Below are 26,007 nucleotides of genomic sequence, written 5' to 3'. Positions count from 1 at the left end.
CGACCTTCGGGTTATGAGCCCGACGAGCTACCAGGCTGCTCCACCCCGCGCCTGAAACGTGGCAAATTCTACGCGTTTTGGACAGAATTTGCAAATAATGCTGGGATTTGGTACCGAAGACGGGACGTAAAATCGGCGTTTAGTATATTGATAGTTGACCCCACCTGTCAACCCAACTTCCGCCAGATCAATTAGACCAAAATTTTTACAAAAAACGCACGACTCTCTTCCGGTCTTCGCCAAAAGATGATTAAATGAATACTCACTTATTTTGCATAAAAATGCACAAGAGAGCGAAAGCGGTCTCTAATCAGTCAATCAAGCAGGGTTTTATTCTATGACGACTATTCTCAAGCATCTTCCGGTTGGACAACGTATTGGCATCGCTTTCTCAGGTGGCCTGGATACCAGCGCTGCACTACTGTGGATGCGCCAGAAGGGAGCGGTTCCGTACGCCTATACCGCGAACCTGGGTCAGCCGGATGAGGACGACTATGATGCCATTCCTCGTCGCGCTAAAGAGTATGGTGCAGAGAACGCGCGCCTGATTGACTGCCGTAAGCAACTGGTCGCTGAAGGTATCGCGGCTATTCAGTGCGGTGCGTTCCATAACACCACCGGCGGCCTGACCTATTTCAACACCACCCCGCTGGGCCGTGCGGTCACCGGCACCATGCTGGTTGCGGCGATGAAAGAAGACGGCGTCAACATCTGGGGTGACGGCAGTACCTATAAAGGCAACGATATTGAACGTTTCTATCGTTATGGCCTGCTGACCAACGCCGAACTGCAGATCTACAAGCCGTGGCTGGATACCGACTTCATCGACGAGCTGGGTGGCCGTCATGAGATGTCCGAGTTTATGATCGCCTGCGGTTTCGACTATAAGATGTCTGTCGAGAAAGCTTACTCCACTGACTCCAACATGCTGGGTGCGACGCACGAAGCGAAAGACCTGGAATTCCTGAACTCAAGCGTGAAGATCGTTAACCCGATCATGGGCGTGAAGTTCTGGGACGAGAACGTCAAAATCCAGGCTGAAGAAGTGACCGTGCGTTTCGAACGCGGCCATCCGGTTGCGCTGAACGGTAAAACTTTCTCTGACGATGTTGAGCTGATGCTGGAAGCTAACCGTATTGGCGGTCGTCACGGTCTGGGCATGAGCGATCAGATTGAAAACCGCATCATCGAAGCGAAAAGCCGCGGCATCTATGAAGCCCCGGGAATGGCGCTGCTGCACATCGCTTACGAGCGTCTGCTGACCGGCATTCACAACGAAGACACCATTGAGCAGTATCACTCTCATGGCCGTCAGTTGGGTAAACTGCTGTATCAGGGCCGCTGGTTCGATCCACAGGCGCTGATGCTGCGCGATGCGCTGCAGCGTTGGGTGGCAAGCGCAATCACCGGTGAAGTAACGCTGGAACTGCGTCGCGGTAACGACTACTCCATCCTGAACACCGTGTCTGACAACCTGACCTATAAAGCAGAGCGTCTGACCATGGAGAAAGGTGAATCCGTGTTCTCGCCGGACGATCGTATCGGTCAGCTGACTATGCGTAACCTGGACATCACCGATACCCGCGAGAAGCTGTTCAACTATGTTGAGAATGGCCTGCTCTCCGCGAATTCCGGTAACGGTCTGCCGCAGGTTGAAAACCTGGAGCACAGCGATAAGAAGTAATCGCTGATATAACGTGCAAAAGGCGTCCTATGGACGCCTTTTTTGTGGACTTTCGTAGGGCGGGTAAGCGCAGCGTCACCCGCCATTTTGCCCGGTGGCGCTGCGCTTACCGGGCCTACAAAACCACACCTCAGAATATGCAGACGAAAAAAAAGACGTCTTTCGACGTCTTTCTTCTGGAATATTGGTACCGAGGATGGGACTCGAACCCACAAGCCCGTTAGGGCACTACCACCTCAAGGTAGCGTGTCTACCAATTCCACCACCTCGGTACAGAATACTTAGTGCGGGATATCGCTGGTCGGCTTAGCCGGTGCAGCTGGCTGAGTTTGCTCAGTTTTCGCTGGCGCACTCAGGTTTTCCCACTCGCTTCCTTTGCTGGTCTTGTTGCTGTTGATATTGCCAAGCACCAGACTGATGATGAAGAACAGCGTAGCCAGAATCGCCGTTGTGCGGGTCATGAAGTTCGCAGAACCACTTGAACCGAACAGCGTACCGGAAGCGCCTGCTCCGAAGGAGGCTCCCATATCAGCGCCTTTACCTTGCTGCAGCATAATCAGCGCTACGAGAGCGATGGCTACAATAAGGAAAACAACTAAAAGAGCTTCGTACATAATCAACCTGTTCCTTGCGGATTTGCCGCATACCAATGCTTCGACCAATTAGCAGGATTTTTGTTTCCCACTGAAGCGGGTGTGAATACTAACCAAAGCGAATGACCTTCGCAAGGGCATTTTTGACGCATTGTATCAACTGCGGAAAAAAACAGCAAAAAGCCATTAATTGCTTAAAACAAAGGCGACAAAAGCCGCCTTTTTATACATTTAGCGTGCACAATTATGCAGCTTTCACAGCATCCGCAATACGGTGTGCAAATTCGGTTACCTGCGCTTCGTCTTCACCTTCCACCATCACGCGGATCAGCGGTTCAGTACCGGACTTACGCAGCAGCACACGCCCACGATTGCCCAGGGCCGCTTCAACGTCAGCCATCACCGCTTTGACGTTCTCGTTTTCCAGCGGATCGCCTTTACCGGCAGTGAAGCGTACGTTAACCAGGATCTGTGGGAACATTTTCATCCCGCTGCACAGATCGTGCAGGCTCATATGGTTGCGCGCCATTGCAGCAACCACCTGCAGCGCGGCCACGATACCGTCACCGGTGGTGGTTTTATCGAGCAGGATCACGTGACCCGAGTTTTCTGCGCCGATGCGCCAGCCCTTCTCCTGCAATTTTTCCAGCACATAGCGGTCACCCACTTTCGCGCGGACAAACGGAATACCGAGCTGTTTCAGCGCCAGTTCCAGGCCCATGTTACTCATCAGCGTGCCCACCGCACCGCCGCGCAGCTGGCCCTGACGCAGGCCCTCACGGGCAATGATGTAGAGGATCTGATCGCCGTCGACCTTGTTACCTTCGTGGTCGACCATGATCACGCGGTCACCGTCGCCGTCCAGCGCAATGCCCAGGTCGGCTTTCTCTGCCAGAACACGCGCCTGCAGGGCACGAACGTCAGTTGCCCCCACCTGCTCGTTAATGTTCAGACCATCCGGCTCGCAGCCAATGGTGATGACTTTCGCACCCAGTTCGCGGAAGACATTCGGGGCGATGTGATAGGTCGCGCCATTAGCACAGTCCACCACAATTTTGAGGTGAGCCAGGCTCAGCTCATTCGGGAAGGTGCCTTTACAGAATTCGATATAACGGCCCGCCGCATCAACGATACGGTTCGCTTTACCCAGCTCTGCGGAATCAACGCAGGTGATCTCTTTTTCCATTTCGGCTTCAATGGCTTCTTCCACGTCATCCGGGAGCTTGGTGCCTTCAATGGAGAAGAATTTAATGCCGTTGTCGTAGAACGGGTTGTGAGAAGCTGAGATAACAATCCCCGCTTCCGCACGGAAGGTACGCGTCAGATACGCGACTGCAGGCGTCGGCATTGGGCCCGTAAAGGACGCGGACAGTCCAGCCGCCGCCAGACCCGCTTCCAGCGCTGACTCCAGCATATAGCCGGAAATACGGGTGTCTTTACCGATAATGATCTTACGGGAACCATGACGCGCCAGCACTTTGCCAGCAGCCCAGCCGAGCTTCAGGACAAAATCAGGGGTGATGGGAGCATCGCCTACACGCCCACGGATACCATCGGTACCAAAATACTTACGATTACTCATAGCGTTTGTTTTCCTTCGCTGCCAGTGTGGCTTCCACCACACGCATGGCTTCTACTGTTTCTTTGACGTCATGGACACGAATAATGTGCGCGCCCTGCATCGCCGCAATCACCGCGCAGGCCAGGCTGCCGCTCAGGCGTTCGCTCGGCCCCACGTTCAGCAACTGCCCAATCATCGACTTTCTCGACATCCCCACCAGCAGCGGCAGGTCAAAGTGATGGAATTCCGATAAGCGCGCGAGCAACGCATAATTGTGGGAGAGATTTTTACCGAAACCGAACCCCGGGTCGAGCAACAATTTCTCTTTTGGGATACCTGCACGTTCGCAGCGCGCAATATGTTCAATAAAGAAGCGATTCACGTCGGCAAAGACATCATCATACTTCGGTGCTTCCTGCATGGTTTTCGGCTGACCCTGCATATGCATCAGGCATACCGGTAACCCGGTCTCTGCCGCGGCTTCCAGTGCGCCAGGCTCGGTGAGTGAACGAATATCATTGATAATGTGAGCGCCCACTCTCGCCACTTCACGAATCACTTCGGGTTTAGAGGTATCAACGGAGATCCATACTTCAAACCGCTGCGCGATAGCTTCAACCACCGGCACCACGCGCGCCAGCTCTTCTTCCACAGACACGTCCGCCGCACCAGGACGCGTCGATTCGCCGCCCACGTCAATAATGGTGGCGCCCGCATTAATCATTAAATTCGCGTGCTTAACCGCCTCGATAAGCGTGTTATGCGTGCCGCCGTCTGAGAAAGAGTCAGGGGTAACATTCAGGATCCCCATCACATGGGGATGTGAAAGATCGAGATGCGAGTCCTGAGCGAATAATTTCATGGCGAAATCCCTGGTATCTATATCGTTAAACAGAAATGAAAAACCCCGGAGCAAGCTCCAGGGTTTGAGTTACAGACAAACGCTTCAACAGCAGTGGCTTACTTATCGCCCAACTGTTCTGACATGGTGTTGCCCGGGTTTGGCGTACGCGGTTCATCAACCGGACGCGGCGCACGCGGGGTGCCATTGTTGTCAGAATTATTGGAAGCGCCTGGGTCTTCCCAGCCCGCTGGCGGACGCACTTCACGGCGCGCCATCAGGTCGTCAATCTGCGGTGCATCGATGGTCTCATATTTCATGAGCGCATCTTTCATCGAATGCAGGATGTCCATATTGTCGGTCAGGATCTGGCGTGCACGTGCGTAGTTACGCTCTACCAGAGATTTTACTTCCTGATCGATGATACGAGCCGTCTCATCGGACATATGTTTCGCTTTAGCCACAGAACGGCCCAGGAATACTTCACCCTCTTCCTCTGCATACAGCAGCGGACCGAGTTTGTCGGAGAAGCCCCACTGCGTCACCATGTTACGCGCCAGGTTTGTCGCAACTTTAATGTCGTTGGACGCACCGGTAGAAACATGTTCCACACCGTAGATAATCTCTTCTGCCAGACGACCGCCGTACAGGGTCGAAATCTGGCTTTCCAGCTTCTGACGGCTGGCGCTGATCGCGTCGCCTTCAGGCAGGAAGAAAGTCACACCCAGCGCACGACCGCGCGGAATAATCGTCACTTTATGCACCGGATCGTGTTCCGGCACGAGGCGACCGATAATCGCGTGCCCCGCTTCGTGGTATGCCGTGGACTCTTTCTGCGCTTCCGTCATCACCATGGAGCGACGTTCCGCGCCCATCATGATTTTGTCTTTCGCTTTCTCAAACTCCACCATAGATACGACGCGCTTGTTACCGCGAGCGGCAAACAGAGCAGCTTCGTTGACCAGGTTCGCCAGGTCCGCACCGGAGAAGCCTGGAGTACCGCGCGCAATGATTGCCGCGTCGATATCTGGCGCCAGCGGTACGCGACGCATGTGAACTTTCAGAATCTGTTCACGACCGCGAACGTCCGGCAGACCCACAACAACCTGACGGTCGAAACGGCCTGGACGCAGCAGCGCAGGGTCAAGTACGTCCGGACGGTTAGTCGCCGCGATAACGATGATACCTTCGTTACCTTCGAAGCCGTCCATCTCAACCAGCATCTGGTTCAGCGTCTGTTCACGTTCATCATGACCACCGCCCAGGCCTGCGCCACGCTGGCGGCCCACGGCGTCGATTTCATCGATGAAGATAATGCACGGTGCTGCTTTCTTGGCCTGCTCGAACATGTCACGCACACGAGATGCACCGACACCCACGAACATTTCGACGAAGTCAGAACCTGAAATAGTAAAGAACGGCACCTTCGCTTCACCTGCGATGGCTTTCGCCAGCAGGGTTTTACCGGTACCCGGAGGGCCAACCATCAGCACGCCTTTCGGGATCTTACCGCCCAGCTTCTGGAAACGGCTCGGTTCACGCAGGTATTCAACCAGTTCACCCACCTCTTCTTTCGCTTCGTCACAACCGGCGACGTCAGCGAAAGTAGTCTTGATCTGGTCTTCCGTCAGCATACGCGCCTTGCTCTTACCGAACGACATGGCACCTTTGCCACCGCCGCCCTGCATCTGACGCATAAAGAAGATCCAGACGCCAATAAGAAGCAGCATCGGGAACCAGGAAATGAAGATAGAAGCCAGCAGGCTTGGTTCTTCTGGCGGCTCACCTACCACCTTGACGTTTTTGGTCAGAAGGTTATCAAGCAGCTTAGGATCGTTCACCGGGATGTAAGTCGTGTAACGGTTACTATCTTTCTTGGTAACGTTGATCTCACGTCCGTTGATACGCGCTTCGCGAACCTGGTCCTGATTGACCTCCTGCAGGAAGGTAGAATAATCCACCTTGCGGCCATTCGACTCGCTGGGCCCAAAGCTCTGGAATACTGACATCAGCACAACGGCAATGACCAGCCAGAGTATTAGGTTTTTCGCCATGTCACTCAAGGGATTAACCTCATATTACAACTGTGTTAAAAACAGCGTCAGGATACTCTATATCCAGTTTCATTCAAACTTTCGCCTGAAATCTACCGGTTATCATTTTCGCCCGGTCGCTACAATATACACTTCTCGGGAACGGGCCCGGGAAGAGTCCGGCTTACGAACTTTAACCTTCGCAAACAGGGAGCGAATTTCCTTAAGATACTCCTCGAAACCTTCGCCCTGAAACACCTTCACAACAAAACTACCACCAGGCGCTAGTACATCACGACACATTTCTAACGCTAGCTCCACCAGATACATGGCGCGGGGGATATCCACCGCCGGTGTTCCGCACATATTTGGTGCCATATCTGACATGACAACCTGGACCTTACTGTCACCTACACGATCAAGTAACGCTTTCAGCACTAATTCATCACGAAAGTCGCCCTGAAGGAAGTCGACACCGACGATGGGATCCATTGGTAAAAGATCGCACGCGATGATTCGGCCCGTTCCGCCGATCTGCGTAACCGCATACTGGGACCATCCGCCAGGTGCCGCACCGAGGTCAACAACCGTCATCCCCGGCTTAAAAAGTTTGTCACTTTGCTGTATTTCATCAAGTTTAAACCAGGCACGGGAACGTAACCCCTTTTTCTGTGCCTGTTGAACATATTTATCGCTAAAGTGTTCCTGAAGCCAGCGGCTGGAGCTGGCAGAACGCTTTTTACCTGTCATTTAACATTTCCGTCCTGGTTCATCGTTACCTGCCTGTGACGTAAATTTCTACGCAGCTATTTGGCGATATAAGGGAGATGGCGGTAGAATGAACCGTTTTCAATCCCAACGTAAGCAAAAATATACGATGAATCTGAGTACTAAACAAAAACAGCACCTTAAAGGTCTGGCACATCCGCTCAAGCCTGTAGTGATGCTTGGCAACAATGGTTTGACCGAAGGGGTGCTTGCCGAGATTGAACAAGCGCTGGAACACCACGAGCTGATCAAGGTGAAAATCGCCTCTGAAGACAGAGACACTAAAAACCTGATCGTGGAAGCCATCGTGCGCGAAACCGGCGCCTGTAATGTACAGGTCATCGGTAAAACGCTGGTGCTCTACCGCCCATCTAAAGAGCGTAAAATCTCGCTGCCACGCTAAGGATATCCTGAATCAAACACATTTTCTGTGTGAAACGAGGGATTTCTGTCAGCAGGCGAGCAAAATGCCATGCTCCTTGAGTTGATAAAAGGCCGCTATGCGGCCTTTTTCTTTTCTTTACAATGTATCAACATCTTAGTAGAGAAGCGAATTACAGGTATTCAACCTTGATAATTTCGTATTCCACTTCACCGCCAGGGGTGCGGATGGTGACAACATCGTCCTGCTCTTTGCCAATCAGGCCGCGAGCAATCGGAGAGTTCACTGAAATCAGGTTCTGTTTGAAGTCAGCTTCATCATCACCCACGATGCGATAGGTCTGCTCTTCGTCGTTGTCCAGGTTCAGCACGGTAACGGTAGAACCAAAGATCACACGCCCGTTGTTAGGCATTTTGGTGATATCAATAACCTGTGCATTGGACAGTTTTGCTTCGATATCTTTAATACGCCCTTCACAGAAGCCCTGCTGCTCACGCGCGGCGTGGTATTCAGCGTTCTCTTTCAGGTCGCCATGCTCGCGCGCATCCGCGATAGCGGCGATGATTTCAGGGCGACGCACGGATTTCAGAAAATCCAGCTCTTCGCGCAGTTTTTCGGCACCACGTAAGGTCATCGGAATAGCTTGCATTTGTTATACCTCTTAAACATTCCTGTTGGGAGCAGTGTTCCCTGCTCCTGCCCCCCTAAGCGGGCAAGAAGCAAAAAGAAAACCGACCCGGGAGCAATGCCCCAGGTCAGCAGCAATTTTTCAGTTTGATACGCATTTTACCGCGAAGTTCACTATGGGTCATCGTTTACTTTGCAGTGCCATGCACCGTAGTATGACGGTTTGTTTTCGGGTTGTTAGCGCGAGATTATGCGATTTTCCAGATTTATCATCGGATTGACTACCAGTATAACGTTCACCGCCCAGGCCGCGAATGTTGATGAGTACATTAATCAGCTCCCCGCAGGCGCGAACCTCGCCCTGATGGTGCAGAAGGTTGGCGCACAGGCTCCCGAGATTGACTATCACAGTCAACAGATGGCGCTGCCTGCCAGTACCCAAAAGGTGATCACCGCCCTCGCCGCCCTGCTCCAGCTCGGCCCTGATTTCCGTTTTACGACCACACTCGAGACCAAAGGTAACGTCGAGGGAGGCGCACTGAAAGGCGATCTTATCGCCCGTTTTGGCGGCGATCCGACCTTTAAGCGCCAGGATATCCGCAATATGGTTGCGGTACTGAAAAAATCTGGCGTACAGAAAATTGATGGCAATGTGCTGATCGACACATCCATCTTTGCCAGCCACGATAAAGCCCCAGGCTGGCCGTGGAACGACATGACACAATGTTTTAGCGCCCCGCCCGCCGCAGCAATCGTTGACCGTAACTGCTTCTCGGTTTCGCTTTACAGCGCGCAAAAGCCGGATGATTTAGCGTTTATCCGTATAGCGTCCTACTACCCGGTCACCATGTTTAGCCAGGTCCGCACGCTGGCGAAAGGCTCCCCGGATGCGCAATATTGTGAGCTGGACGTCGTGCCAGGGGATCTTAACCGCTTCACGCTTACCGGCTGCCTGACGCAGCGCGCCGATCCGCTGCCGCTGGCCTTTGCGATACAGGATGGTGCAAGCTATGCGGGTGCCATTTTGAAAGATGAACTGAAACAAGCGGGCATAACCTACACCGGCACGCTGCTTCGCCAGACGCAGGTCAACCAGCCCGGCACGGTCATCGCCAGCAAACAGTCTCCGCCGCTGCACGATTTACTGCGAATCATGCTGAAAAAGTCTGACAACATGATTGCCGACACCGTGTTCCGCATGATTGGCCACGCGCGTTTCGGCGTGCCGGGCACCTGGCGCGCGGGTTCAGACGCCGTTCGTCAGATCCTGCGCCAGCAGGCCGGGATCGAGCTGGGCAATACCATCGCCGTCGATGGCTCCGGATTATCGCGTCATAATTTGATCTCTCCGGCCACGATGATGCAGGTGCTTCAGTACATTGCACAGCATGACACTGAGCTAAACTTTATTTCAATGCTGCCGCTGGCCGGGCATGACGGTTCGCTGCAGTATCGCGCCGGGCTTCACGCTGCCGGCGTGGATGGCAAAGTATCCGCTAAGACAGGCTCGCTGCAGGGGGTTTACAACCTTGCAGGCTTTATCACTACCGCCAGCGGACAACGTATGGCATTCGTGCAGTATCTTTCCGGCTATGCCGTCGAACCGGCCGACCAGCGCAATCGTCGTATTCCTCTGGTTCGATTCGAAAGCAGGCTCTATAAGGACATCTACCAGAATAACTAGCGATGAAACTACTCATAGTTGAAGACGATCTGTTATTGCAGGAAGGGCTGGCGCTGGGGCTGGCCAATGAAGGCTATGCTCTCGACTGCGCTGGCACCGCAGCGGAGGCGGACTCTCTGATCCAGAGCGGGGAATACAGCCTGGTGATCCTCGATTTGGGCTTGCCAGATAAAGACGGCGCCACGCTGCTCAGTCAGTGGCGACGTCGCGGTATCGCCAACCCTGTATTGATCCTGACGGCACGCGATGCCATTGAGGATCGTATCACCGGCCTCGACGCAGGCGCAGATGATTACCTGGTGAAGCCTTTTGCGCTTGCGGAGCTGCAGGCGCGAGTGCGAGCGTTGATTCGCCGTTATCTGGGCCATAGTGATAACTTACTGACCGACGGCGATATTACGCTGAATTTGCAAACCCAGCAGGTACTACGCCGTGACCAGGCTGTAGAGGTGACGCCAAAAGAGTTCGCTTTGCTTACGCGTCTGATCATGCGCAGCGGGCAAACGGTGCACAGAGAAACGCTTCAGCAGGATATCTACTCCTGGCAGGACGACCCGGGGTCAAATACCCTTGAAGTTCACATTCACAACCTGCGTCGCAAGCTAGGCAAGGACAGAATCAAAACCGTCCGTGGCGTTGGCTATCGCCTTGAGAGCCAGAAATGAACAGCATGCGTCGGCGTTTGATGGTGCTGCTGGCGGTTATTCTCTTATTTTTCCAGCTGATAAGCGTCATCTGGCTGTGGCATGAAAGCCGTGAGCAGATTGGTTTTCTGGTGAATGAAACGCTGTCGGCAAAAGCCCGCAATAACCATGTCGAAAAAGAGATCCGCGAGGCGATCGCTTCCCTTCTCGTCCCTTCTCTGGTGATGGTCGGTTTCACGCTGCTGTTTTCATTCTGGGCGGTCACCTGGATAACCCGACCGCTGAATAAACTGCGTGACAGCCTGGCTAACCGTTCGGCGGATAACTTAACTCCGCTTCCTATGTATTCCGACATGGAAGAAATAGGCGCGGTGACAACCTCCCTGAACCAGCTGCTCGCCCGGCTGGACAATACTATTCAGCAGGAGCGTCTCTTCACCGCTGACGCCGCACACGAGCTTCGAACGCCCCTTGCCGGTATCCGGCTTCATCTGGAGCTTATGGCGCAGTCAGGCGCACCACAGGCCGCGACGTTAATTAGCCGTATCGATCAGCTCATGCATACCGTCGAACAGCTGCTTATGCTGGCCCGTGCCGGACAGGCAATGGCCAGCGGACACTACGAAACCGTGAGCTGGACGGAAAATATCATTGAACCTCTCGGCCTGGGCCATGAAGCCAAAGAGCATACGGTGATTTGGCCCGCTAAAAGTGCGCTCACGGTTCAGGGAGACGCCGTGCTCCTGCGTCTGATGCTGCGCAACCTGCTGGAGAATGCCGGGCGCTACAGCCCGGCAGGGACAACGATTACAGTGACATTAACCGGGGTCGACGGGGGAACGCAGATTAGCGTGATCGATCAGGGGCCCGGTATTGATGAAGCGCACCGACAGTCAATTACCGAGCCATTCCGCCGTCTTGACCAGCGCTACGGTGGCAGCGGTCTGGGCCTGAGTATCGTGCAGCGCATCGTGCAGCTCCACCACGGCAGGTTGACGCTTGAGAATGGCGCTGAAGGTGGTTTGATCGCCAGCTGCTGGCTGCCCGCAACGCTGGAATAAAAAAAAGCCCCCATAATGGGGGCTTTGGACAGATATTAGTGCTTGTAGATGAACTCGACGCCTTCTTCGTCGTCTTCATCCCAGTCATCGTCCCAGTCTTCATCATCTTCTTCCGCTTCCAGCTCTTCGAGCTGCTGACGATGGTAGTCATCCCACATGAATTCGACTTTTTCAGGCTGTTTCGCTTCTTCCGCCTGAACAATTGGGTTCTCAATAATGAAGGTCATCACATCCCAGCACAGATCTTTCACGCCAACCTGGCTTGCCGCAGAGATCAGGTAGTATTTATCTTCCCAACCCATTGCTTCAGCAATCGCTTTCGCTTTCGCTTCCGCTTCGGCTTTGTCCATCAGGTCGATCTTGTTGAAGACCAGCCAGCGTGGTTTATTCGCCAGTTTTTCGCTGTATTTTTCCAGCTCGCCAACGATGATGCGGGCGTTTTCAACCGGATCGGAACCGTCGATAGGATCGATATCGATAAGGTGCAGCAGCACGCGGCAACGCTCAAGGTGTTTCAGGAAGCGAATACCCAGACCCGCGCCTTCCGCAGCGCCTTCAATCAGACCCGGAATATCGGCAACCACAAAGCTCTTCTCGTTATCCATACGGACAACGCCCAGGCTTGGTACCAGCGTGGTAAACGGATAGTCCGCCACTTTTGGTTTCGCCGCAGAAACGGCGCGAATGAACGTCGATTTACCGGCGTTTGGCATACCCAGCATGCCCACGTCTGCCAGAAGCATCAGCTCCAGCTGCAGATCGCGCTTATCACCCGGCGTACCCATCGTTTTCTGACGCGGTGTACGGTTAACGGAGGATTTGAAACGGCTGTTACCCAGACCGTGCCAGCCGCCTTTCGCCACCATCAGGCGCTGACCGTGTTTGGTCATGTCACCCATGGTTTCACCGGTTCCCTGGTCAATCACACGCGTACCGACCGGAACTTTAATGGTGACGTCTTTACCGCGTTTCCCGGTACAGTCACGGCTCTGGCCGTTCTGGCCACGTTCAGCACGGAAGGATTTTTCGAAACGGTAGTCGATCAGCGTGTTGAGGTTCTCATCCGCCTCCAGCCACACGTCACCACCATCCCCGCCGTCGCCGCCGTCAGGACCGCCACGTGGGATATACTTTTCACGGCGGAAGCTCACGCAACCATTGCCGCCATCACCAGCCACGACCAGGATCGTCGCTTCATCAACAAACTTCATTTTACTCTCCGTAACTCATTCGCCTGAGCGGGGGACTACTACAACCGCTTCATTTTTGCGCCAACGTCCCCAAAGACGATGACCAATGGCGGAATACATCGCGCCCGCAACCACGACAAACGCACCGAGATAGCCCAACAGGTTGAGCATCGGTCTGACGAAGACATCGGGCCAGGCCATTGATAACAAATCTGAAAATAACAGCGTAAACAGCGGAGTAAGCGTAATTAACGCGCTCACCTGTGCTGCCTGCCAGCGCGCCATCGCTTCGGCCAGCGCGCCATAACCGACCAGCGTGTTCAGCCCACAAAAAATGAGGCACGCCAGTTGCCAGTCGCTAAGCTGGGAAATCACACCCGGCTTTGCTAATGGCAGCAATGCTATTGTACACAAAGTGTACAGTAAAAAGAGAATCTGCTGTGAGGCAAGACGACGCAATAACACCTTTTGTGCGACGCCATAGCTCACCCAGACCGTTGCTGCCCCCACACCAAAAATTACACCCCATGTGTAATCCGTCAGGCGGGTGAAAATCTCTATCAGACTGGTGTTGAAGAACATCACCAGACCGCACAACAGCATGCTCGCCCCGATAATCTGCGTACCACGCATCTTTTCCTTGAGGATAAAGACGCTGGCAACCATCATGCCCACCGGTGAAAGCTGACCTATCACCTGCGACGCCGTGGGGCTGAGATATTGCAGGGAAGAGCTGAACAGGATGAAGTTACCGAACAGACCGCCCGTCGCGATAGCCAGCAATACCAGCCAGCGCGGTTTGCGGAAAAGCCGCAAGGGTGGAAGCTTACCTTTGATAGCCAGAATGGCCCCGAGGCCGATGCTTGCCATCAGAAAGCGATAAAAGACCACCGTAGGCGGCTCCATCACTTCCAGAACCTGCTTCATTGCAATTGGCAGCGCACCCCAGCACATTGCGGTAGTGAGCGCCAAAAGAATACCAATGCCGGCCTGCTGCTTCATGCCCGTTTTCCCTACAGAAAAAATTACCGGGTTTCCAATGTAAAAAGCCCCGCAACAGGTTGCGGGGCTTTAATCCGTTACCGGACCGAGAAAACCTTACTCAGCAACGATGCTGATGTATTTACGGTTGTTCGGGCCTTTAACTTCAAATTTCACTTTACCGTCTGCTTTAGCAAACAGAGTGTGGTCACGACCGCAACCTACGTTGTTGCCAGCGTGGAATTTGGTACCACGTTGACGAACGATGATGCTACCCGCCAGAACGGATTCGCCACCGAAACGCTTAACGCCAAGACGTTTAGCTTCTGAATCGCGACCGTTACGTGTGGAGCCGCCAGCCTTTTTATGTGCCATTTAAATCTCTCCTCAGGTCTTAGGCGCTGATGCCAGTAATTTTCACATCAGTGAACCACTGACGGTGGCCCTGCTGCTTACGGTAGTGCTTACGACGACGAAACTTAACGATTTTAACTTTCTCGCCACGACCGTGTGCAACAACTTCAGCTTTGATAACGCCGCCATCAACGAAAGGAACGCCGATTTTGACTTCTTCACCGTTTGCGATCATCAGAACTTCTGCGAACTCAACAGATTCGCCAGTTGCGATGTCCAGCTTTTCCAGGCGAACGGTCTGACCTTCGCTTACTCGGTGTTGTTTACCACCACTTTGGAAAACCGCGTACATATAAACTCCGCTTCCGCGCACATCCTCGTATGAATCAGAGTGCGCTATAAATATTCACAATAGGGCGCGAATATTACGCAAAACGCGAGCCTTTGACAAGTGCTACCGTCAATACATGAAGAAAAAAAACACAACACGTACGGTAACGTTTATCTGTGCCGTTTTTTCAGTACAATCAGCACTACTATTGATAAACCGAAACCCTTCGTTACCCCATTGAAGATGGGATCAACAGGATAAAAAGCCCGGCTTTTGCGATGAATTTAGAAAAAATCAACGAGTTAACCGCGCAAGATATGGCGGGTGTGAATGCAGCAATCCTGGAGCAACTCAACTCTGACGTTCAGCTGATCAATCAGTTGGGCTATTACATCGTCAGCGGCGGCGGTAAACGCATTCGTCCGATGATTGCTATTCTGGCTGCCAGAGCCGTTGGCTATCAGGGAAATGCTCACGTCACTATCGCAGCGCTCATCGAATTTATTCACACGGCGACGCTTCTGCATGACGATGTTGTGGATGAATCGGATATGCGTCGCGGCAAAGCCACGGCAAACGCCGCTTTCGGAAACGCAGCCAGCGTCCTGGTGGGGGATTTTATCTATACCCGTGCCTTCCAGATGATGACCAGCCTGGGCTCACTGAAAGTGCTGGAAGTGATGTCCGAAGCCGTAAACGTCATTGCTGAAGGCGAAGTGCTGCAGCTGATGAACGTCAACGACCCTGACATTACCGAAGAAAACTACATGCGCGTCATCTACAGCAAAACTGCGCGCCTCTTTGAAGCGGCTGCCCAGTGTTCCGGCATTCTGGCTGACTGTACCGAAGCACAGGAAAAAGGCCTGCAGGACTATGGCCGCTATCTGGGTACGGCATTCCAACTGATTGATGATTTGCTGGACTACAGTGCGGACGGCGAGACGCTCGGCAAAAACGTGGGCGATGACCTGAACGAAGGCAAACCAACTCTGCCGCTGCTTCATGCTATGCGCAATGGAACAGCCGACCAGGCGAAAATGATCCGTGAAGCGATTGAGCAGGGAAATGGCCGCCATCTTCTGGAACCTGTCCTGGAAACCATGGCTATCTGCGGATCGCTGGAATGGACGCGTCAGCGTGCGGAAGAAGAAGCCGACAAAGCCATCGAAGCGCTTCAGGTCATTCCAGACAGCCCATGGCGTGATGCACTGATTGGTCTTGCCCACATCGCCGTTCAGCGCGACCGTTAATCCCCTTGTTTCTCCCCGCAGCGATAGCGGGGAGATTCCAGTACACACCTGTAAATTCCGTGTTCATGTAAATTCATCGGTTTAGAGACCGCATGAATAAAGCCGTGTCTTATTCTGAATATCCCTTCAAGTAACGCGAACTTTTTAGAACAAGAAGTTGAAATGGGTATAGTAACCGCGTCGTTTCAGAAGAAACGGCGTAGGTGAATCCGAACTTAAGGACGGCGTTATGGATACGAAATTTATCGACTGGCACACGGCTGATATTATTGCCGCACTGCGCAAAAGAGGCACTTCACTGGCAGCAGAGTCCCGCCGCCATGGACTGAGTTCTTCCACTCTGGCAAACGCCCTCACCCGCCCCTGGCCCAAGGGAGAGTTAATTATCGCGACGGCGCTGGATACGCATCCGTGGGTAATTTGGCCTTCGCGCTACCACGATCCCATTACCCATGAATTTATCGACAGATCGCGCATGATTCGCCAGAGAAAGGTAAAAAGAGAACCGCAGGAATAACGCGTTTTTGACAGGAACAGCAACCCCCCGGTCATTGCTGGCAGGGGGCTGCCGGAACGATTACTCGCCCTTCACACGCTCGATGTTGGCACCCAGCGCGCGCAGTTTATCTTCGATACGCTCATAACCACGATCGATGTGATAGATACGGTCCACGATGGTTGTACCTTCCGCGATACAACCCGCCAGCACCAGGCTTGCAGACGCACGCAGATCGGTTGCCATCACCTGAGCACCTGACAGTTTCTCAACGCCGTGGCAGATCACGGTATTACTTTCGATCTCAGCATGCGCGCCCATACGGATCAGCTCCGGTACGTGCATAAAGCGGTTCTCGAAAATGGTTTCTGTGATGAAGCCAGTACCTTCGGCAACCAGGTTCAACAGGGTGAACTGTGCCTGCATGTCCGTAGGGAACGCCGGATGCGGCGCCGTACGCACATTGACCGCTTTTGGACGCTGGCCGTGCATATCGAGGCTGATCCAGTCTTCGCCGATTTCGATATCCGCACCCGCATCGCGCAGTTTCGCCAGCACCGCATCCAGGGTATCTGGCTGCGCATTGCGGCAAACAATCTTCCCGCCAGAAATCGCCGCAGCGACCAGGAAGGTCCCGGTTTCGATACGGTCCGGCAGTACGCGATAGACACCGCCGCCCAGACGCTCAACGCCTTCGATGGTGATACGGTCGGTGCCCTGACCGGAAATCTTCGCCCCCAGCGCCACGAGGAAGTTGGCGGTATCCACAATCTCCGGTTCGCGCGCGGCGTTTTCGATGATGGTAGTACCTTCTGCCAGCGTCGCCGCAGACATAATGGTTACAGTTGCGCCCACGCTCACTTTGTCCATGACGATGTGCGCGCCTTTCAGACGACCATTAACGGACGCTTTAACGTAACCTTCTTCCAGCTTGATCTCGGCGCCCAGTTTTTCCAGACCAAAGATGTGCAGGTCAACCGGACGCGCACCGATGGCGCAGCCGCCCGGCAGAGAGACCTGACCCTGACCAAAACGCGCTACCAGCGGGCCAAGCGCCCAGATGGATGCACGCATGGTTTTCACCAGATCGTAAGGGGCTGAAAAGTTGTTCACCTTGCTGGCGTCGATCCAGACGGAACCGTTACGCTCAACTTTCGTGCCCAGTTGGGTGAGCAGCTTCATGGTGGTGTCGATATCTTTCAGCTTCGGTACGTTCTGAATTTCTACCGGCTCTTCAGCCAGCAGCGCAGCAAAGAGGATTGGCAGCGCGGCGTTTTTAGCGCCAGAAATTGTGACTTCGCCCTGGAGACGCGTTGGCCCCTGTACACGAAATTTATCCATTGTGTGCTCTCTTATAAATTCAACCGTGCTGCGGGCCTGTCGCCCTCAGCTCAAAAACCGTTTAGTTTGCGATCGCGTGCCCACTCTTGCGGGGTGAACGCTTTAATCGACAGGGCGTGGATGCGGTTATCCGCAATATATTCCATCAGCGGCGCGTACACAGCCTGCTGTTTCTTCACGCGGCTCATACCGTCGAACATCTCACCCACAGCAATAACCTGGAAGTGACTGCCATCGCCAGTGACGTGGGCTTCCTGAAGGGAGAGTGCATTCATCAGCACTGTCTGGATTTCATGATTTTCCATGGGCTCTTAATCATCTGATAGTGAAAACAAGCCCAACATCTTAGAGCAAAGTGGCGTTGTCTTAAACAAGCAAAAAGCCCCGACGATGAAACAGTCAGGGCTTTCGGAAGTAACGCACTGAAAATATTAACGAGGCAGTACGTCCTGAGGGAGATTGTAGAGCTGCGCAAGGGTCACGACATTATCGCTCGCGCCGTGAAGCGTGACGCTTGTCCCCTGCTTTTTCCCCACGGCAATCAGATGGGCAAGCAGCGCAACACCTGCCGTATCTACCCGCGTGACGTCTGTCAAATCGATAAGCGTCACGCCCTGCATCGCTTCGTGGCGTTTGTCCCACAGTGGGTTCAGCAGATCCTGATCCAGTTCACCGGACAGCTTTAATGTCTCGCCTTCACGCGACCAGCTGAGTTGCTGTGACATTACTTCTTCTCGTCCAGGGTAATTTTCTGGCGAGAGATAGACTGCAGCTGAGCGGTCAGGCCATCAATGCCTTTGGTGCGCAGCAGGTCGCTCCATTCGTTCTGTTTGGTGGTGATCATGCTTACCCCTTCGGCAATCATGTCATACGCCTGCCAGTGACCGGTCTGGCTGTTTTTACGCCACTGGAAATCCAGACGAACCGGCGGACGACCGTTAGGATCGTTGATCGTCACACGGATAGGGACGATAGTCGCATCGCCCAGCGGCTGCTCAGGCGCAATCTGATAGGTCTGACCGTGGTACATCGCCAGAGCCTGGCCATAAGCCTGTTTCAGGTATTCACGGAACGCGGCAAAGTAGGCATCACGCTGCGCAGGGGTCGCGTCTTTGTAGTAACGTCCCAGCACCAGCGCACCCGCATATTTAATCTGCACGTACGGCAGCAGCTCCTGGTCAACAACTTCACGCAGATAATCAGGATTAGCACGAATTTTAGGCTGTTCGTTTTTAAGACGGTCGAAGGTCTTTTTCGCCGCTTCGTCCATCAGTTTGTACGGGTTACTCTGATCCGCAGCGTGGGTGGCGGTTAGAGGGGCGATGACCAGCATGGCAACCATTAACAGTCGTTTAAACATGAATGACTTCTCCTGATATTAATTCGCAGCACCTGGCGTCGGTGCGACGTCGGTATGATCTTCGCTCTGCGCTGGGGCAGCGTCGGATTTTTTCTCATCCCCTTTACTGCTGTAAAGGAACTGACCAATCATATCCTCCAGCACCATCGCGGATTTCGTATCCTGAATGACGCTACCGTCTTTAAGGATAGTCGTTCCCAGCTCGGGGTCTTCAAAGCCGACGTTAAGCGCCAGATATTGTTCGCCCAGCAGGCCGGAAGTGCGGATAGAAAGGGAGCTGGTGTCCGGGATATGGTTGTAACGCTCTTCGATATCCATCGCGACGCGTGGCAGATAGGTTTTCTCATCAAGCGTAATGTCAGATACGCGTCCGATCACCACGCCGCCGATGCGAACCGGTGAACGCGCCTTCAGCCCGCCGATGTTATCGAAGGTGGCATAGATGCGATACGTCGGCTCGGTGCGCACAGACGTGATATCCGCCGCTCTCAGGCAGATAAACAGTGCGGCCAGTAGCGCCAGCAGCAGGAATACACCGACCCAAATTTCATTTTTTCTCGTTTGCATGAACTCAATTCCCAAACATCAGTGCGGTGAGCACAAAATCCAGACCCAGTACGGCCAGCGACGAATGTACGACTGTACGTGTTGTTGCGCGGCTAATGCCCGCCGACGTCGGGATGGCATCGTATCCATTGAACAATGCAATCCAGGTGACCGTAATGGCAAATACCACGCTTTTAATCAGGCAGTTAACCAGATCCATCCGCAGGTCGATGGCGTCCTGCATAGCGGACCAGAAGAAACCGGCATCAATGCCTTTCCAGTGCACGCCAACCAGCGAACCGCCCCAGATACCCACGGCGACAAACAGAATAGTCAGTAACGGTAAAGAGATCACCCCAGCCCAGAAACGCGGCGAGATCACGCGACGCAGCGGATCGACCGCCATCATCTCCATGCTGGAGAGCTGCTCGGTCGCACGCATCAGGCCAATTTCAGCCGTTAATGCCGACCCCGCGCGCCCGGCGAACAGCAGCGCCGCCACAACCGGCCCCAGCTCGCGCAGCAGCGAGAGCGCCACCAGCATCCCAAGGCTGGTTTCCGCACTGTAGGTTGTCAGAACAAGATAGCCCTGTAGCCCAAGCACCATACCGATAAACAGACCGGAGACAATGATGATGAGCATCGACAGCACGCCGACATTATAAAGCTGCCGCACCAGCAGCGGTGCGTGCTTGCGGAATTCCGGCTTGCCGACCAGCGCGTTGAATAACATCAATCCGGCACGCCCGAACGTCCTGATGGTTTTTATGCCACGGTGTCCGAGAGCGGCCAACGCATTTAACAGCATGAGTGGCTTAACTCCCTATTCCCAGTAAATCGTCACGATAGTCGCCTGCCGGGTAGCGGAACGGCACGGGGCCATCGGCAATACCGTCGAGGAACTGCCGCACGCGCGGATCGCAATTTTCCTGCAGCGCCTGAGCGCTGCCGTGTGCGACGATCTTTTTGTCCGCCACGATATAGGCGTAATCGGCAATGCTCAATACTTCAGGTACGTCGTGAGATACCACAATGCAGGTGACGCCAAGCGCGCTGTTCAGTTCAGAGATGAGCTTAACAAGCACGCCCATCGTGATGGGATCCTGTCCAACAAACGGTTCGTCGAACATGATTAAATCAGGTTCTAATGCAATGGCTCGCGCCAGCGCGGCGCGGCGCGCCATCCCGCCGGACAGCTCCGAAGGCATCAGCTTCGCGGCGCCCCGCAAACCGACGGCTTCGAGCTTCATCATCACCGTGCTTTTCAGCAGTTCAGGCGGCAGGCTGGTATGCTCGCGCAGCGGATAGGCCACGTTATCAAAGACATTCATGTCGGTGAACAAGGCTCCCGACTGAAAGAGCATGCTCATGCGTTTGCGGACAGTATACAGACGCGAGCGTGACATCTCCGGGATGTTTTCGCCATCGAAGAGGATTTCACCGCGATCGGGTGGGATTTGCCCACCAATGAGGCGCAGCAGGGTCGTTTTACCGATCCCGGACGGCCCCATGATGGCAGTGATCTTGCCACGTGGTACGGTCAATGAAATATCATCAAATATCAATCTGTTGGCGCGAGAAAAACTCACGCCGCGAACATCGACTAAATTCGCCATCGTTTGGCTCATTTATGGTTCCTTTATTACCCTGCTCACGTTAAGGCATGCCGCCTGAATCAGCCCTCAACTCTGCATTTTTACAGAATAATAGCCGTTGAGGTTAGCGAAAGCTGGCATTTGTTTTACTTTTCCGGCGCATAAAGTCAAAATTAGGAATTCGTTACGCCTCAGACTGTATGCAGTCCAGCCATTCCCGTGCGATGGACCGACGAGTATACCTGAAGAAAGGACTTTTGATGCTTTTAGCAACAGCACTGTTAATAATTGGTTTACTTTTGGTGGTCTACAGTGCTGACCGTTTAGTGTTTGCTGCATCTATCCTGTGTCGCCTGACGGGCGTACCGCCTGTCGTCATCGGGATGACCGTTGTCAGTGTGGGAACGTCACTTCCTGAAATCATCGTCTCTGTCTCGGCATCGCTGCATGGTCAGTTAGACCTGGCAGTAGGTACCGCGATTGGCTCCAACATCGTTAATATACTCTTGATTTTAGGCCTGGCCGCACTGCTCCATCCATTTCGCGTGCATTCTGATGTTCTGCGCCGCGAATTGCCGCTAATGTTAATCGTAAGCCTGCTGGCAGGCTGCGTATTTTACGATGGTGTGCTGAGCTACAGTGACGGCATTTTCCTGCTGGCGCTGGCCGTTATTTGGCTGCTGTATAGTGTTAAAATCGCCCGTCTGGCTGAGAAGCAGGGTCAGGATAGCCTCACGCGGGAGCAGGTCGCCGAACTGCCGCGAGAAGGCACGCTACCTGTTGCCCTGCTCTGGCTTGGCGTTGCGCTGATCATCATGCCGATGGCAACGCGCATGGTCGTGGATAACGCGACGGTGCTGGCGAACTATTTCGCCATCAGTGAACTGACCATTGGCCTGACGGTGATTGCCATCGGCACCAGCCTGCCGGAGCTGGCCACGGCCATTGCGGGGGCACGGAAAGGTGAGGATGACATTGCCATTGGTAATATCATCGGTTCCAACATATTTAATATCGCCATTGTGATGGGCCTGCCGGCCCTGATTACGCCAGGGCCTTTTAATCCCCTGGCGTTCTCACGTGACTACGGCGTGATGTTATTGGTCAGCGTGATATTTGCCCTGCTCTGCTGGCGGCGGCAACGACAGATCGGCAAAGGCGCAGGCGCGCTGCTGACGGGTGGATTTATCGTATGGATGGCGATGCTGTACTGGCTCTCGCCTCTTCTCTCTGGGTAAACGGAAACGCATTATGTCGCAAATAGAATTGCAGCCGGGTTTTGACTTTCAGAAAGCAGGCAAAGAGGTTCTGGAGATTGAACGTGAAGGTCTGGCGCAGTTAGATCAGTACATTAATCAGGATTTTAGTCTGGCATGTGAGAAGATGTTCTACTGTGCCGGCAAAGTCGTGGTGATGGGGATGGGTAAGTCCGGCCACATTGGACGCAAAATGGCGGCAACGTTTGCCAGCACCGGAACCTCTTCCTTCTTTGTACATCCGGGGGAAGCCGCGCACGGTGACCTGGGTATGGTCACGCCGCAGGATATCGTCATCGCGCTGTCCAACTCCGGGGAGTCCAATGAAATTCTGGCGCTGATCCCGGTACTGAAACGACTGCAGGTGCCGCTTATTTGCATGACCAGCCGTCCGGAAAGCAGCATGGCGCGGGCGGCGGATATTCACCTGTGCGTGAAAGTGCCCAAGGAGGCCTGTCCGCTCGGCCTGGCGCCGACGTCCAGCACCACGGCCGCGCTGGTCATGGGTGATGCGCTTGCCGTCGCGCTGCTCGAAGCCCGCGGTTTTACGCCGGAGGATTTCGCACTTTCCCACCCCGGCGGCGCGCTGGGGCGCAAGCTTCTGCTTCGGGTTAACGATATTATGCACACCGGGGATGAGATCCCTCACGTCAGTAAAGAAGCCTCCCTGCGTGATGCGCTGCTGGAAATCACCCGTAAGAATCTGGGTATGACGGTCGTGTGCGACGGTCTGATGAAAATTCAGGGGATCTTCACCGATGGCGACCTGCGTCGCGTGTTCGACATGGGTGTAGATGTCCGCACGCTCGGCATTGCCGACGTGATGACGCCGGGCGGTATCCGCGTCCGTCCGGGTACGCTGGCGGTGGATGTGCTGAACCTGATGCAGTCCCGTCACATTACCTCAGTGATGGTTGCCGATGGCGACCAGTTGCTGGGTGTGGTACATATGCATGATCTGCTGCGCGCAGGCGTAGTGTAATGAAGGATAAGACAATGAGTAATGCGGGTGCATCCCTTGCAACCTGTTATGGACCGGTCAGCACCCAGATGATGGCGAAGGCGGAAAACATTCGTCTGCTCATCCTGGACGTGGATGGCGTACTTTCCGATGGCCTGATTTACATGGGCAATAATGGTGAAGAGCTGAAAGCGTTTAACGTTCGCGACGGCTACGGTATCCGCTGTGCGCTCACCTCGGGTATTGAGGTGGCTATCATCACCGGGCGAAAAGCTAAACTGGTAGAAGACCGTTGTGAAACCTTAGGAATTACCCATCTGTATCAGGGTCAATCCGATAAGATGGCGGCGTTTAAGGATTTACTGGGTAAACTGGCTATCGCACCGGAAAACGTGGCCTACGTCGGAGACGATCTGATTGACTGGCCCGTGATGGCTGAAGTCGGGCTGAGCATCGCCGTTGCCGATGCGCATCCGCTGCTGATCCCGCGCGCTGATTATGTCACCCACATCAACGGGGGCCGTGGTGCCGTACGTGAAGTCTGCGATCTGCTTTTGCTGGCGCAGGGCAAGCTTGATGAGGCCAAAGGGCAATCGATATGAGTAAAACCAGACGCTGGATTATCATTTTGCTTTCGCTTGTCGCACTGGTATTGATTGGCGTGAACCTTGCCGATCGCGACGATACGCAAACGGAAGTGGTCAACAATAACGATCCAACCTATAAAAGCGATCACAGCGACACCGTGGTCTACAGCCCGGAAGGCGCGCTGAACTATCGCCTGATTGCCCAGCATGTTGAATATTTTTCAGATGACGGTATTTCGTGGTTTACCCAGCCTGTCATGACCACATTTGATAAGGACAAAGTGCCGACGTGGTCAATTAAGTCAGATCGGGCAAAACTGACAAATGACCGTATGCTTTATCTGTATGGTCACGTTGAAGTCAACGCCCTGACCGCTGACTCGCAACTGAGAAAAATTACGACGGATAATGCCCAGATTAACCTGGTAACCCAGGACGTGACCTCGCAGGATCTGGTCACACTGTATGGCACAACATTTAATTCCAGCGGTTTGAGAATGCGCGGGAACTTACGCAGCAAGAACGCCGAGCTGATTGAAAAGGTTAGAACCTCCTATGAAATTCAAAACAAACAAACTCAGCCTTAAAGTAATTATCGCCAGCGCGATGCTGGCGACCAGTCTCCCCGCGCTTGCTGTAACGGGCGATACCGACCAACCGATCCATATCGAGTCTGATACCCAGTCTCTCGATATGCAGGGCAACGTCGTCACCTTCACGGGTAACGTCGTCATGACTCAGGGCACCATCAAAATTAACGCCGACAAAGTGGTCGTGACCCGTCCGGGTGGCGAGCAGGGCAAAGAGATCATTGATGGTTACGGCAACCCGGCAACCTTCTACCAGATGCAGGACAACGGCAAGCCGGTGAAAGGTCACGCCTCGCATATGCACTACGAGCTGGCGAAGGACCTGGTCATCCTGACCGGAAATGCGTATCTGGAACAGCTGGACAGCAACATTACCGGCGACCAGATCACCTATCTGGTGAAAGAGCAAAAAATGCAGGCTTCCAGCGAGAAAGGCAAACGCGTCACGACCGTACTGGTTCCGTCGCAGCTGCAGGACAAAGGCAAAGGCCAGGCCCCGGCACAGAAGAAGAGTAACTAATTCGTTATGGCAACATTAACTGCAAAAAATCTCGCGAAGGCCTACAAGGGCCGCCGTGTCGTAGAAGATGTCAGTCTGACCGTCAACTCCGGCGAAATTGTAGGGCTGCTCGGCCCTAACGGTGCGGGTAAAACCACCACCTTCTACATGGTCGTTGGCATTGTGCCGCGCGATGCCGGCAACATTATCATTGACGATGAAGACATCAGCCTTCTGCCGCTGCACGCGCGCGCGCGTCGCGGGATCGGCTACCTGCCGCAGGAAGCCTCCATTTTCCGTCGTCTTAGCGTTTACGATAACCTGATGGCGGTCCTGCAAATTCGTAACGATCTGACCAGCGAGCAGCGTCAGGATCGTGCCAACGAGCTGATGGAAGAGTTCCACATTGAGCATCTGCGCGACAGCCTCGGTCAGGCACTCTCCGGGGGTGAACGCCGTCGCGTTGAGATTGCGCGTGCGCTGGCCGCAAACCCGAAATTTATCCTTCTGGATGAACCGTTTGCTGGCGTTGACCCGATCTCGGTTATCGACATTAAACGCATCATTGAACACCTGCGTGACAGCGGGCTTGGCGTACTGATCACCGACCACAACGTCCGTGAAACGCTGGCCGTGTGTGAACGCGCGTATATTGTGAGCCAGGGCAATCTGATCGCCCACGGTACGCCGCAGCAGATCCTCGAAGACGATCATGTTAAGCGCGTCTATCTTGGGGAAGACTTCAGACTCTGATAGGGTAGAGGTAACGTAACGCCGAACCGGAGAAAAATG

General features: G+C 54.0%; 30 protein-coding genes and 1 tRNA gene. 13 read left to right on the top strand and 18 right to left on the bottom strand.

The features are described 5' to 3' along the window. Positions 1-337 precede the first annotated feature (337 nt). Positions 338-1,684 carry an argininosuccinate synthase gene (gene argG / locus ADJ24_RS14175; protein ID WP_023309336.1) on the top strand — a complete coding sequence of 449 codons (1,347 nt, stop codon included), beginning with the start codon at positions 338-340 and terminating at the stop codon, positions 1,682-1,684. A 185-nt stretch (positions 1,685-1,869) separates the two neighbouring features. Here the strand turns inward: argG and ADJ24_RS14170 are convergent. The 6 genes from ADJ24_RS14170 to rlmE all read right to left on the bottom strand — a co-directional run bounded on the left by ADJ24_RS14170 (position 1,870) and on the right by rlmE (position 7,462). Continuing rightward, positions 1,870-1,956: transfer RNA gene (locus ADJ24_RS14170), tRNA-Leu, on the bottom strand. 9 nt (positions 1,957-1,965) lie between these two features. Beyond that, on the bottom strand, positions 1,966-2,298 hold the full coding sequence (gene secG, locus ADJ24_RS14165; RefSeq protein WP_023309338.1) for a preprotein translocase subunit SecG: 333 nt from the start codon (positions 2,296-2,298) through the stop codon (positions 1,966-1,968). A 223-nt stretch (positions 2,299-2,521) separates the two neighbouring features. After that, the gene (gene glmM, locus ADJ24_RS14160; protein WP_048702685.1) at positions 2,522-3,859 is read right to left on the bottom strand and encodes a phosphoglucosamine mutase; all 1,338 of its coding nucleotides are present in this window, start codon (positions 3,857-3,859) and stop codon (positions 2,522-2,524) included. Next, positions 3,852-4,700 (bottom strand): dihydropteroate synthase, encoded by an 849-nt coding sequence (folP, locus tag ADJ24_RS14155; protein ID WP_023309340.1) that lies wholly within the window; start codon positions 4,698-4,700, stop codon positions 3,852-3,854. The genes glmM and folP overlap by 8 nt, the downstream gene beginning before the upstream one ends. 98 nt (positions 4,701-4,798) lie before the next feature. Beyond that, positions 4,799-6,733, bottom strand: a complete 1,935-nt coding sequence (gene ftsH, locus ADJ24_RS14150) for an ATP-dependent zinc metalloprotease FtsH (RefSeq protein ID WP_029739626.1) — start codon at positions 6,731-6,733, stop codon at positions 4,799-4,801. Positions 6,734-6,835: 102 nt separating this feature from the next. After that, positions 6,836-7,462, bottom strand: coding sequence for a 23S rRNA (uridine(2552)-2'-O)-methyltransferase RlmE (gene rlmE, locus ADJ24_RS14145; RefSeq protein ID WP_003861812.1), 627 nt, complete (start codon positions 7,460-7,462; stop codon positions 6,836-6,838). A gap of 127 nt (positions 7,463-7,589) precedes the next feature. On the opposite strand from rlmE, the gene yhbY reads away from it, so the two are divergent. Further along, complete coding sequence (gene yhbY / locus ADJ24_RS14140; protein WP_003861814.1) at positions 7,590-7,883, top strand: ribosome assembly RNA-binding protein YhbY; 294 nt, start codon at positions 7,590-7,592, stop codon at positions 7,881-7,883. 151 nt (positions 7,884-8,034) lie between these two features. Here yhbY and greA read toward each other — a convergent pair whose 3' ends face one another. After that, positions 8,035-8,511, bottom strand: a complete 477-nt coding sequence (gene greA / locus ADJ24_RS14135) for a transcription elongation factor GreA (protein ID WP_014171793.1) — start codon at positions 8,509-8,511, stop codon at positions 8,035-8,037. 228 nt (positions 8,512-8,739) lie between these two features. Here greA and dacB point away from each other — a divergent pair, with 228 nt between their 5' ends. From dacB to pmrB, 3 genes are read left to right on the top strand one after another with little or no spacing between them, the layout of a single operon-like run. Continuing rightward, a complete protein-coding gene (gene dacB, locus ADJ24_RS14130) occupies positions 8,740-10,173 on the top strand; it encodes a serine-type D-Ala-D-Ala carboxypeptidase (RefSeq protein ID WP_023309342.1) in 1,434 nt (477 codons plus the stop codon). 2 nt (positions 10,174-10,175) lie between these two features. Further along, positions 10,176-10,838: a two-component system response regulator PmrA gene (gene pmrA / locus ADJ24_RS14125; RefSeq protein ID WP_023309343.1), complete on the top strand. Its 663-nt coding sequence runs from the start codon at positions 10,176-10,178 to the stop codon at positions 10,836-10,838. After that, a complete protein-coding gene (gene pmrB / locus ADJ24_RS14120) occupies positions 10,835-11,878 on the top strand; it encodes a two-component system sensor histidine kinase PmrB (RefSeq protein ID WP_023309344.1) in 1,044 nt (347 codons plus the stop codon). The genes pmrA and pmrB overlap by 4 nt, the downstream gene beginning before the upstream one ends. Before the next feature lie 35 nt (positions 11,879-11,913). Here the strand turns inward: pmrB and cgtA are convergent, their stop codons facing one another. The 4 genes from cgtA to rplU form a co-directional block, all read right to left on the bottom strand. Further along, a complete protein-coding gene (cgtA, locus tag ADJ24_RS14115) occupies positions 11,914-13,089 on the bottom strand; it encodes an Obg family GTPase CgtA (RefSeq protein ID WP_023309345.1) in 1,176 nt (391 codons plus the stop codon). A gap of 15 nt (positions 13,090-13,104) precedes the next feature. Beyond that, complete coding sequence (locus ADJ24_RS14110; RefSeq protein WP_023309346.1) at positions 13,105-14,070, bottom strand: DMT family transporter; 966 nt, start codon at positions 14,068-14,070, stop codon at positions 13,105-13,107. Positions 14,071-14,166: 96 nt separating this feature from the next. Continuing rightward, the gene (gene rpmA, locus ADJ24_RS14105) at positions 14,167-14,424 is read right to left on the bottom strand and encodes a 50S ribosomal protein L27 (RefSeq protein ID WP_004385076.1); all 258 of its coding nucleotides are present in this window, start codon (positions 14,422-14,424) and stop codon (positions 14,167-14,169) included. Positions 14,425-14,443: 19 nt separating this feature from the next. Continuing rightward, positions 14,444-14,755 (bottom strand): 50S ribosomal protein L21, encoded by a 312-nt coding sequence (rplU, locus tag ADJ24_RS14100; protein WP_003025032.1) that lies wholly within the window; start codon positions 14,753-14,755, stop codon positions 14,444-14,446. Between the two features lie 257 nt (positions 14,756-15,012). Between rplU and ispB the strand changes: the two genes are divergently transcribed. Both ispB and sfsB read left to right on the top strand, forming a co-directional pair. Next, entirely contained in the window at positions 15,013-15,984 is a 972-nt protein-coding gene (ispB, locus tag ADJ24_RS14095) for an octaprenyl diphosphate synthase (RefSeq protein WP_023309347.1), read from the top strand. A gap of 229 nt (positions 15,985-16,213) precedes the next feature. After that, positions 16,214-16,501 (top strand): DNA-binding transcriptional regulator SfsB, encoded by a 288-nt coding sequence (gene sfsB / locus ADJ24_RS14090; RefSeq protein WP_023309348.1) that lies wholly within the window; start codon positions 16,214-16,216, stop codon positions 16,499-16,501. Between the two features lie 60 nt (positions 16,502-16,561). Here the strand turns inward: sfsB and murA are convergent, their stop codons facing one another. The 7 genes from murA to mlaF all read right to left on the bottom strand — a co-directional run bounded on the left by murA (position 16,562) and on the right by mlaF (position 21,355). Further along, on the bottom strand, positions 16,562-17,821 hold the full coding sequence (gene murA, locus ADJ24_RS14085) for a UDP-N-acetylglucosamine 1-carboxyvinyltransferase (protein ID WP_023309349.1): 1,260 nt from the start codon (positions 17,819-17,821) through the stop codon (positions 16,562-16,564). 50 nt (positions 17,822-17,871) lie between these two features. Next, positions 17,872-18,126 (bottom strand): BolA family iron metabolism protein IbaG, encoded by a 255-nt coding sequence (ibaG, locus tag ADJ24_RS14080; RefSeq protein ID WP_008501458.1) that lies wholly within the window; start codon positions 18,124-18,126, stop codon positions 17,872-17,874. A gap of 126 nt (positions 18,127-18,252) precedes the next feature. After that, positions 18,253-18,546, bottom strand: a complete 294-nt coding sequence (mlaB, locus tag ADJ24_RS14075; RefSeq protein ID WP_023309350.1) for a lipid asymmetry maintenance protein MlaB — start codon at positions 18,544-18,546, stop codon at positions 18,253-18,255. Continuing rightward, a complete protein-coding gene (gene mlaC / locus ADJ24_RS14070; RefSeq protein WP_023309351.1) occupies positions 18,546-19,181 on the bottom strand; it encodes a phospholipid-binding protein MlaC in 636 nt (211 codons plus the stop codon). The genes mlaB and mlaC overlap by 1 nt, the downstream gene beginning before the upstream one ends. An 18-nt stretch (positions 19,182-19,199) precedes the next feature. Beyond that, the gene (gene mlaD, locus ADJ24_RS14065; protein ID WP_023309352.1) at positions 19,200-19,748 is read right to left on the bottom strand and encodes an outer membrane lipid asymmetry maintenance protein MlaD; all 549 of its coding nucleotides are present in this window, start codon (positions 19,746-19,748) and stop codon (positions 19,200-19,202) included. A gap of 4 nt (positions 19,749-19,752) precedes the next feature. Further along, the gene (mlaE, locus tag ADJ24_RS14060) at positions 19,753-20,535 is read right to left on the bottom strand and encodes a lipid asymmetry maintenance ABC transporter permease subunit MlaE (RefSeq protein WP_010436044.1); all 783 of its coding nucleotides are present in this window, start codon (positions 20,533-20,535) and stop codon (positions 19,753-19,755) included. Positions 20,536-20,542: 7 nt separating this feature from the next. Beyond that, complete coding sequence (gene mlaF / locus ADJ24_RS14055) at positions 20,543-21,355, bottom strand: phospholipid ABC transporter ATP-binding protein MlaF (RefSeq protein ID WP_023309353.1); 813 nt, start codon at positions 21,353-21,355, stop codon at positions 20,543-20,545. 227 nt (positions 21,356-21,582) lie between these two features. On the opposite strand from mlaF, the gene ADJ24_RS14050 reads away from it, so the two are divergent. From ADJ24_RS14050 to lptB, 6 genes are read left to right on the top strand one after another with little or no spacing between them, the layout of a single operon-like run. Beyond that, entirely contained in the window at positions 21,583-22,560 is a 978-nt protein-coding gene (locus tag ADJ24_RS14050) for a calcium/sodium antiporter (protein WP_023309354.1), read from the top strand. A 13-nt stretch (positions 22,561-22,573) separates the two neighbouring features. Next, entirely contained in the window at positions 22,574-23,560 is a 987-nt protein-coding gene (gene kdsD / locus ADJ24_RS14045; RefSeq protein ID WP_023309355.1) for an arabinose-5-phosphate isomerase KdsD, read from the top strand. A gap of 14 nt (positions 23,561-23,574) precedes the next feature. Continuing rightward, on the top strand, positions 23,575-24,141 hold the full coding sequence (gene kdsC, locus ADJ24_RS14040) for a 3-deoxy-manno-octulosonate-8-phosphatase KdsC (RefSeq protein WP_023309356.1): 567 nt from the start codon (positions 23,575-23,577) through the stop codon (positions 24,139-24,141). Next, positions 24,138-24,713, top strand: a complete 576-nt coding sequence (gene lptC / locus ADJ24_RS14035; protein ID WP_023309357.1) for an LPS export ABC transporter periplasmic protein LptC — start codon at positions 24,138-24,140, stop codon at positions 24,711-24,713. Before kdsC ends, lptC begins: the two co-directional genes overlap by 4 nt. Further along, entirely contained in the window at positions 24,682-25,236 is a 555-nt protein-coding gene (lptA, locus tag ADJ24_RS14030) for a lipopolysaccharide ABC transporter substrate-binding protein LptA (RefSeq protein ID WP_023309358.1), read from the top strand. The genes lptC and lptA overlap by 32 nt, the downstream gene beginning before the upstream one ends. 6 nt (positions 25,237-25,242) lie before the next feature. After that, positions 25,243-25,968 carry an LPS export ABC transporter ATP-binding protein gene (lptB, locus tag ADJ24_RS14025; protein ID WP_023309359.1) on the top strand — a complete coding sequence of 242 codons (726 nt, stop codon included), beginning with the start codon at positions 25,243-25,245 and terminating at the stop codon, positions 25,966-25,968. Positions 25,969-26,007 lie beyond the last annotated feature (39 nt).

Origin of the sequence: Enterobacter sp. 940_PEND, assembly GCF_001059415.1 — a bacterium.
GTDB lineage: Bacteria > Pseudomonadota > Gammaproteobacteria > Enterobacterales > Enterobacteriaceae > Enterobacter > Enterobacter cloacae_M.
This window is presented reverse-complemented; position numbering and strand designations above follow the sequence as displayed.